We start from the raw sequence: 8193 nt of genomic DNA on the forward strand, positions 1-8193 counted from the left end.
CTATCAGAAAAATCTAATTAATTGTGAGAAAATCTTACAAAACAGAAAAATCCTCCTATACATTTCTTGCATGCCGGACTATTTACACAGGTGAAGCGCGATGTCACCCAATCATGACATAAACGCAACCGTCCGTTGACAAGATGCCTTTGGAATTTTATAGAAACTCTTCCCTTCCTTCTATACAATAAGAGTATAAGAAACGAGAGGGGTTTACAGATGACGTTTGGTGAGAAGGTCCGAAAGTTAAGAAAAGAAGATGGATTGTCGCAGGAGGCATTAGCAGAGGAATTGGATACGACAAGGCAGGCAGTGAGTAAATGGGAAAATGATCAAGGTTACCCTGATACAGAAAAACTTCTTACGATCGCCACCTATTTCGGAGTTTCCATCGACTACCTATTAAAGCAGTCCTACGGAACAAGTGCACCGGAAGCAGAAACCTATTACGTCAGTGATGAAATGGCGGAAGGATACGTTGATCAAATGACGAAAATGGCAAAGCCGTTTTCTTGGAGTGCAGTTCTGATAGCCTCTGCCTTTGTCCCTTATTTACTTTTCACCCGTCCGGCGGTGTACGCATTTCTCATCGTGCTGCTCGGGAGTGCAGGTCTGCTTACCTTTATTTATGCCGTGTCCAAAGAATCGAAGAAGTACGACGTTCTAACCACAAAGCCGCTCACGTTCGACCATACTTACCTCAGTCAGTTGACGGAACAATACGAGCAGATAAAAAAGCGATTTTCTATATGGATCGGCGTCGGCATCACTTTTATCATCATCGGGGTTCTATCCTTTGCATTAGAGGAGAATGGGATTACACAAGGGTATTTAACAGCATACTACCCGGTTTTCGTGCTTTTGATCGGAATTGGTGCAGCAGCTCTCTTCCGGACGCTCCCTGTATTGGCCGCTTATCAACTGCTTGTGCATAATGAACAACATATCCAAGCTCTCCAAGCACGCTCTGAGAAGAAATGGCGGAAATTATGGAAAGAATGGTTTTAAACAGAAAACAGCCGGCGCTAACGCCGGCTGTTCAGGTTGTCCAGAAACGTTAAATTGCCTTAACGTGGAGTACAGGCAGAATCGCTCTTTATCATAAAGCACTCCATCTACCCTTCGTCTACTAACAAGGAACTTTTTTCACGCAGCTGCAGCCTTATAAAATCCCGGCCTTCTTCTGCTGCTGAACAAGAATCGTGGAAAAGTATTTTCGGGAATCCGGATGGAGAATATGCAGCCTTTCCGTTTCCGATCTCGTGGAATCGTTCCCCTGATAATCGAACTCAAGGAAGGCACCATCGAGATTCTCCGTCACCCCTTTGATGATATATCCCTGCTCCAGTAAAAAATCGATTTTCTCCCGTTCCGCTTCAAATTCCTGATAACTGGACATGTCCATCTCCTCCTTTTAAGCTTCTGCTTTCGGTTTAAATTCATCCGTTCCGGTTTTTTTACCCAACCGTTCCTCGACAAAGCGCTCCCCTATTTCCCAATCCCGGCCTACTGTAATACCCAGGTAGTCCTCATCACTAGGGTTGTCGATCTCTGCCTGCCGGTGTTTGTTGAAGTACCAGTATTTTGCAAGGACATAATAAATGGCGGCACCCGCAGCGAATCCGACGAAGAAGGAGTACGTACTGAAGGAATAGGCAAGCACACTTCCTATTACCCAGGAAATAATTCCGGCCCAATTCACACCCCCGTCATAACGGTACTGGCCTTTATGTTCATACAGATCGTAAACATTCATCCGGCGTTTACGCAGGAGATAGTAGTCTGCAAAAATGATGCCGACTATGACGGAAAGAACTGCGGCAGCAATCAGCAGGACGGACATGAGCAGGTTAAAAATACTCCACGGCTGAATGATAGTCCCTATCAGACCGGCCATGAATACCCCCGCCCAAAACGGCAGCTTCGGACCGCCCACGTTAGAGAAAATAGTGGCAGCAGGTACAATATTTGCAGAGACGTTCGTCGACCATTGAGCGAGAACAATCATAAGCAAAAGAATACCAAGAACGAGCCCGCTGGCAGACTCCTGCAGGGCGACGACCGGGTCGAAATTGGAAACGGCAATATAGGAAACCGCTCCGAGTACGACAATGAACGTCTGTGTCAGCGGCAGGGCGACGAGGCTGCCTACGAGCGCACCTTTATTCCTTTTCACCCAGTTCCGCTCATGCTTCGGAGCTTTGATGAAGCGGGAAATCGATGAAATATCGGCAGCAAGCGTCGACCAATACCCCATGTTTCCGACTACGACGATCATAAAGGCTGTGAAGGCGGCTCCTCCGGTAACCGGGCTTTCCACCCATGACCAAATGTCTTTGTTCTGAGCAGCCGCTTCTCCGGACAGGTTAAAGAACATCCATACGCCAATCAGGATAATGATTGGAGCTGCCAAATCAGCAAATTTCTCTACAGCTTTAATACCCAACGCAGTATTGAATAATTGAAATAAAGCAAAAAGAACGTAACAGATGAACCAGTTATCAAAGCCTGTGAGGATGTTCAAAATTCCATTGATGGCCGTCGACCCGAAATACGTATTGATTCCAAACCACATCGAGGCAGCAACTCCTCTTACGATGGAGGGAAAGTGCGTGCCGATCGTACCGAACGGTGCTCTCATATAGACAGGAAAGGAAATCCCATGTTCAATACCTATATCCGCCGTGAGCGTAATGAAAAGCCCGATCAGAATGGTTCCAATCAGCGTACCGAGGACGACCCAAATCAAGGAAATGGACTGAACACCTGCTCCACCGATGGCAAAGGCGGCTAACACAACTGCCATCCCAACCCACATGAATGTAAATCCGAGCGTACTGATTTTCCTTTCGCGGTGAGGAATCGGCATAAGGTCCGGCGACTTTAAATGGTTGTTACTTTTGTCCATAGTCGGACTCCTCCTACTTATAAATTTGAGGCGGCCGCCCTTAGGAGAGGGCGGCCGGACCATCAATTCTGGTACAGTTCCTGCTGATTTTCTTTCCTTTCCCCAAAGCGGGCTCGCTTCAAGTAGCTGCCGCTTCCAATTTCACCGACGAACTCCTTGTCCTTGATGACGTACGATCCGCGTGACAAAACACTGACAGGTTGTCCTGTTACTTCCATCCCCTCGAAAGGATTGTAGTCGGCAGCCATATGGCTTGTATCGACGGAAATCTTCCGCTCAATATCCGGATCAAAAATGACGAGGTCGGCATCAGCACCGATGCTGATCGTCCCCTTCTGTGGGAAAAGTCCAAACGTCTTCGCAATCCGGGTGGATGTGATATCCACGAACTGGTTCAGACTGATTCTGCCCTTCTTCACACCTTCTGAGAACAAAATCGTCATCCGGTCTTCGATAATCGGTCCTCCATTCGGTATTTTCGTAAAATCGTCCTTGCCCATATCTTTCTGGCCTTTGAAATCAAACGAACATTGATCCGAACCGAGCGTCTGCAGCACACCTGTTTTCAAAGCATTCCACAGCACATCCTGATGTTCCTTTTCACGGAGCGGAGGGGACCAGACGTATTTCGCCCCTTCAAAATCCGGCTTCTCTAAATAGGATTGATCGAGAACCAAATATTGTGGACACGTCTCTCCAATGATGTGATAGCCTTTTTTCCTTGCTTCCGCTATCTCTTTGACCGCCTGTCCGCAGGAGACGTGGACGACATAGAGCTGGGAGTCGGCAAGCCCTGTCAATTGCGCAGCGCGTCCGGTCGCTTCCCCTTCCACTTCCGGCGGCCTTGTCAACGCGTGATAAATCGGCTCCGTCTGGCCGGCTGCGAGTGCCTTATTAACAAGATGTTCGATGACATCTCCATTTTCCGCATGGACCATGACAAGCGCACCGAGCCGCTTCGCTTCTTCCAGCGTCCGGAATAATGTTCCATCGTCTGCTTGGAACACGTTCTTGTAAGCCATGAAAACTTTGAAGGAAGTGATGCCCTCCTCATCGATCACGCTCGGAAGCTGTTCCAAAACGCTCTCATTCATTTCGCTGATCATCAAGTGGAAACTGTAGTCGATGACCGCCTTATCTTTGGATTTTGCATGCCACTCATCAATGGAGTCCTGAAGCGGTTTCCCTTTGTTCGTCAGACAGAAATCGATCACGGTCGTTGTCCCGCCGTGAGCCGCCGCAATGGTCCCCGTTTCAAAATCGTCTTTACTTACCGTGCCGCCGAACGGCATTTCCAAGTGAGTGTGCGGATCGATGCCGCCCGGAAAAACGTATTTCCCTTCCGCATCCACGACTTCTGCCCCCGCTTCGGATAACTGGTTACCAATCAAAGCGATCTTTCCATTCTCTACAAGAATATCGGCCTTGTAGGAATCGGATGCCGTTACGATCATTCCGTTTTTGATGAGTTTCTTCATTCTATCCCTCCGTATATTATTTGATTAAATCGACGTCACACGCTGCTGCGGCACCGATGGCTGTCTGCCGCTCGTTCCAAGTCATCGGCGGCTTGCCGTTGGCATACTCCACCATATCGATCGCCCCGTCGACAGGACAGACGATCGAACACAAGTTGCACCCGACGCAGTCTTCTTCCCTGACACGAAGGATATCGTTTCCGCCCTCATCCTTCAGCATATCGATACACTGGTGGGACGTATCTTCACAGGCGATGTGGCACTTATTGCAATTGATGCACACATCATTATTGATCTTTGCGACAATCTGATGATTGAGATCAAGGTTCCCCCAATCCGAATACTTCCCGACCGATTTGCCGACGAGGTCCATGACGGAATCTATGTTCTTCTCGTCCAGGTAGTTGTTCAAGCCGTCAATCATATCTTCGACGATACTGAATCCATGGTGCATAGCCGCTGTACAAACTTGGACACCGGTTGCTCCCATGAGCATAAACTCAACAGCCTCTCTCCAGCTGGATACGCCGCCCATACCGGAAATCGGTACGTTTATTTTCGGATGGCGCGCACATTCCGCTACCATATTGAGTGCGATCGGCTTAACAGCAGGACCGCAATAGCCGCCGTGCGCCCCTTTCCCGGCTACGTTCGGTATCGTGTCCCACGTATCGATATCGACACCCGCAAGGCTGTTGATCGTATTGATCATACTGACCGCATCAGCTCCCCCGTTAACAGCAGCTTGTGCAGTGAAGGTAATATCGGTAATGTTAGGAGTTAATTTGACGATGACCGGCGTCTGCGCCACTTCTTTCGCCCACATCGTCTGCTTCTCCACAAGCTCCGGGACCTGCCCCGATGCCGCTCCCATCCCCCGTTCGGCCATTCCGTGCGGACAGCCGAAGTTGAGTTCCAATCCATCGACACCGACATCCTCCACACGTTTGACGATTTCATGCCACTTCTCCTGAGTCGGTTCGACCATCAGGGAAGCGATGATCGCGTGGTCCGGGTATTTTTTCTTCGTTTCATAAATTTCCTTCAAGTTGACTTCGAGCGGCCGATCTGTGATCAGCTCGATATTATTGAATCCAGCAACTTTCTTCCCATTGAAATTCACGGCTGCGAAACGGGAGGAAACGTTCAAGATCGGCTCCCCGAGCGTCTTCCATACCGCACCGCCCCATCCTGCTTCAAAAGCACGCTGCACTTGGTAACCTGAGTTCGTTGGTGGAGCGGATGCCAGCCAGAATGGGTTCGGAGATTTGATTCCTGCAAGATCCAAACGTAAATCTGCCATAGATGAAAGCCTCCTCTTTTATTCGTTTATCTCATCAACGTTGGTGCCGGTGCGAGTTTCTTATGAATAGCCATAGCCGCCTCTTTCCCCTGCTGAGCAGCTGTGACGACCATCGCCTCTCCTTGTCCTTTAGCGAAAATGACATCGCCTGCAGCGTAGACGTTTTCCTTAGACGTCTGCAGCGTTTCCGGATCGACTTTAAGCACGCCATTGGCATGATCCAGTCCAAATTGCTCCAACATTTCCGTATAGCGATTTTGACCGATTGCTTTAATGACGACATCCACATCCATCGTGAACTCGGAATCCTCTACAGGCGCTGTCTTCCTTCTTCCATCCGCTTCCGCTTCGCCGAGAGCCATCTTCATACACTTCAGCCCGGAAACCCTGCCCTCTTCATCACTGATTACTTCCACAGGCTGTGTCAACCAGTGGAAGGAGACATCATCCTGTTTTGCGAAATCATATTCGAAATCGTACGCGGTCATTTCTTTCGCTGTCCTTCTGTAAACGATCTTTACATCCGCGGCTCCTTTACGTGCTGCGCAGGTGGCGGCATCGATGGCCGTGTTTCCCGCTCCCACGACAATGACGTTCTTACCGAGCAGTTCCTTCGTGATCGGCTGTGTCTTCGTTTCTTTCACAAATTCGATGGCATCCCGGACACCCTCCAGCTCTTCTCCAGGGATGCCCAGCATCGGTACATGACCCATGCCGATGGTCAGGACTACTGCATCATACTTCTCTTCCAGCTCCGACAGGCTCACATCCACGCCTACCTTTGTATTCGTGCGGATTTCTACATCCAATTTCCGAACTTGGTCGACTTCCCAACGCGACACGTCCTGGGGCAGACGGAAAGAGACGATGCCGTATGTATCGAGTCCTCCCGCTTCTTTCTCTGCCTCGAATATCGTCACTTCATAGCCGAATCGTGCAAGCTCACGAGCTGATGCCAGACCAGCCGGCCCACCCCCGATTACCGCCACTTTCTTCCCATTCTTCTCCCCCGGCTTGAACAACAGCTGCTCATTTTTGATTGCCCAGTCTGTGGCAAACCGCTGCAAATCACCAATAAGGATCGGTTCTGTCGAATGATTGAGCACACAAGCACCTTCGCATAACTCTTCTGTCGGACACACCCTCGCACACGTCGCTCCGACCGGATTCGCTTCCATGATCGTCGTCGCTGAACCTTTCAAGTTTCCGGAAGCGATTTTCTTAATGAACTTCGGTATATCTATACTTGTCGGGCATGCTTTGATGCAGGGAGCGTCATAGCAGTATAAGCAGCGGTTCGATTCCTCCATCGCCTCCTGTGTATTCAGGCCGGTATGGACCTCCTTGAAATTCGCCTGCAGATTATCGAGAGAGATACCCTTGCTTTTCAACTGAGTCAATGCTTTTCCCTCCTCTTAGTAATCGTCCATATAAAAAAGTCCTGTATAAAACGACCGATGTTCCTTCGTTCTACACAGGACTTCCAAGTGTTCGTGTTGTTATGGGAGCAGCTGTCCCATTTTCTCGTAGGTTTCTGGTCTTCGATCCCGGTAAAACTGCCATGTGTCCCGGACTTCTCGGATGAACTTCTTGTCCATCTCTCCGATGATCACCTCATCCTTATCCCGACTTCCTTTAGCGACGAAATCCCCCCTCGGATCGACAAGGTACGATTGTCCGTAGAATTCCCCCATATTCCATGGTCCTTCATAACCGACGCGGTTAATCGCTGCAAGGTAATAGCCGTTTGCTACCGCATGAGCCGGCTGTTCGAGTTTCCAAAGATATTCGGAAAGACCTGCAACAGTCGCAGACGGGTTGAACACAACCTCTGCGCCGTTCAAGCCGAGTAATCTCGCCCCTTCCGGAAAATGTCTGTCATAGCAGATATACACGCCGACTTTTGCAAAAGCGGTATCAAATACCGGGTACCCGAGGTTGCCGGGCTTAAAGTAATACTTCTCCCAGAACCCGTATCCCTCGTCTCCTACTCCGACATGAGGAATGTGCTGTTTTCGATATTTACCAAGGTACGAGCCATCTGCGTCAATGACAGCAGCTGTGTTGTAATAGGTTGCAATCCCTTCTCTTTCATAGATAGGAAGAACGATGACGACACCGAGCTCCTTCGCAATTTCCTGAAAGCGGATGGTAGTCGGTCCGTTCGGAATTTCCTCAGCGGCCTCGTACCACTTCGGGTTCTGCTCGGAACAGAAATAAGGACCGTAAAAAATCTCCTGCAGACAAATGATCTGCGCCCCTTTACCCGCCGCCTCCCGGACGAGCTTCTCATGCTTTTCAATCGCTGCCTGCTTGTGTACTTCGACTGGCTCGGAACCATCAACGTCATGAGACGCCTGGATCAAGCCGATTTGAACGTTATCAGACATAACTATTCCTCCTTATGTAAAGGTTGTTGTCTAGATAGAACATCGTGAACAAACGCGGGCCGGCACCCCATCTTGCCAAAAAAGAAAAAAGTATTGAATTTCAGTATTTGTAAT

General features: G+C 49.3%; 7 protein-coding genes. 1 reads left to right on the forward strand and 6 read right to left on the reverse strand.

Annotation, left to right across the window (positions count from 1 at the left end):
• The first annotated feature begins 219 nt into the window (after nt 1-219).
• Nucleotides 220-1008 carry a helix-turn-helix domain-containing protein gene (locus D479_RS10200; RefSeq protein ID WP_008636556.1) on the forward strand — a complete coding sequence of 263 codons (789 nt, stop codon included), beginning with the start codon at nt 220-222 and terminating at the stop codon, nt 1006-1008.
• Nucleotides 1009-1162: 154 nt separating this feature from the next.
• Here the strand turns inward: D479_RS10200 and D479_RS10205 are convergent, their stop codons facing one another.
• From D479_RS10205 to D479_RS10230, 6 genes are all read right to left on the reverse strand, one after another.
• On the reverse strand, nt 1163-1399 hold the full coding sequence (locus tag D479_RS10205; protein WP_008636557.1) for a hypothetical protein: 237 nt from the start codon (nt 1397-1399) through the stop codon (nt 1163-1165).
• A gap of 15 nt (nt 1400-1414) precedes the next feature.
• A complete protein-coding gene (locus tag D479_RS10210) occupies nt 1415-2908 on the reverse strand; it encodes an NCS1 family transporter (protein WP_008636558.1) in 1494 nt (497 codons plus the stop codon).
• Between the two features lie 62 nt (nt 2909-2970).
• Entirely contained in the window at nt 2971-4386 is a 1416-nt protein-coding gene (gene hydA / locus D479_RS10215) for a dihydropyrimidinase (RefSeq protein ID WP_008636559.1), read from the reverse strand.
• A 16-nt stretch (nt 4387-4402) separates the two neighbouring features.
• Nucleotides 4403-5689 (reverse strand): NAD-dependent dihydropyrimidine dehydrogenase subunit PreA, encoded by a 1287-nt coding sequence (gene preA / locus D479_RS10220; protein WP_008636560.1) that lies wholly within the window; start codon nt 5687-5689, stop codon nt 4403-4405.
• A 26-nt stretch (nt 5690-5715) separates the two neighbouring features.
• A complete protein-coding gene (locus D479_RS10225) occupies nt 5716-7089 on the reverse strand; it encodes an NAD(P)-dependent oxidoreductase (RefSeq protein ID WP_008636561.1) in 1374 nt (457 codons plus the stop codon).
• A gap of 99 nt (nt 7090-7188) precedes the next feature.
• The gene (locus D479_RS10230) at nt 7189-8079 is read right to left on the reverse strand and encodes a nitrilase-related carbon-nitrogen hydrolase (protein ID WP_008636562.1); all 891 of its coding nucleotides are present in this window, start codon (nt 8077-8079) and stop codon (nt 7189-7191) included.
• Between the last annotated feature and the right edge of the window lie 114 nt (nt 8080-8193).

The sequence above is a fragment of the Halobacillus sp. BAB-2008 genome (genome assembly GCF_000328325.1).
Lineage (GTDB): Bacteria > Bacillota > Bacilli > Bacillales > Halobacillaceae > Halobacillus.

Bases quoted from the DNA above. Each gene is read 5' to 3' on its own strand.
- D479_RS10200 (WP_008636556.1), top strand. From the start codon at position 220: ATGACGTTTGGTGAGAAGGTCCGAAAGTTAAGAAAAGAAGATGGATTG.
- D479_RS10205 (WP_008636557.1), bottom strand. From the start codon at position 1,399: ATGTCCAGTTATCAGGAATTTGAAGCGGAACGGGAGAAAATCGATTTT.
- D479_RS10210 (WP_008636558.1), bottom strand. From the start codon at position 2,908: ATGGACAAAAGTAACAACCATTTAAAGTCGCCGGACCTTATGCCGATT.
- hydA (WP_008636559.1), bottom strand. From the start codon at position 4,386: ATGAAGAAACTCATCAAAAACGGAATGATCGTAACGGCATCCGATTCC.
- preA (WP_008636560.1), bottom strand. From the start codon at position 5,689: ATGGCAGATTTACGTTTGGATCTTGCAGGAATCAAATCTCCGAACCCA.
- D479_RS10230 (WP_008636562.1), bottom strand. From the start codon at position 8,079: ATGTCTGATAACGTTCAAATCGGCTTGATCCAGGCGTCTCATGACGTT.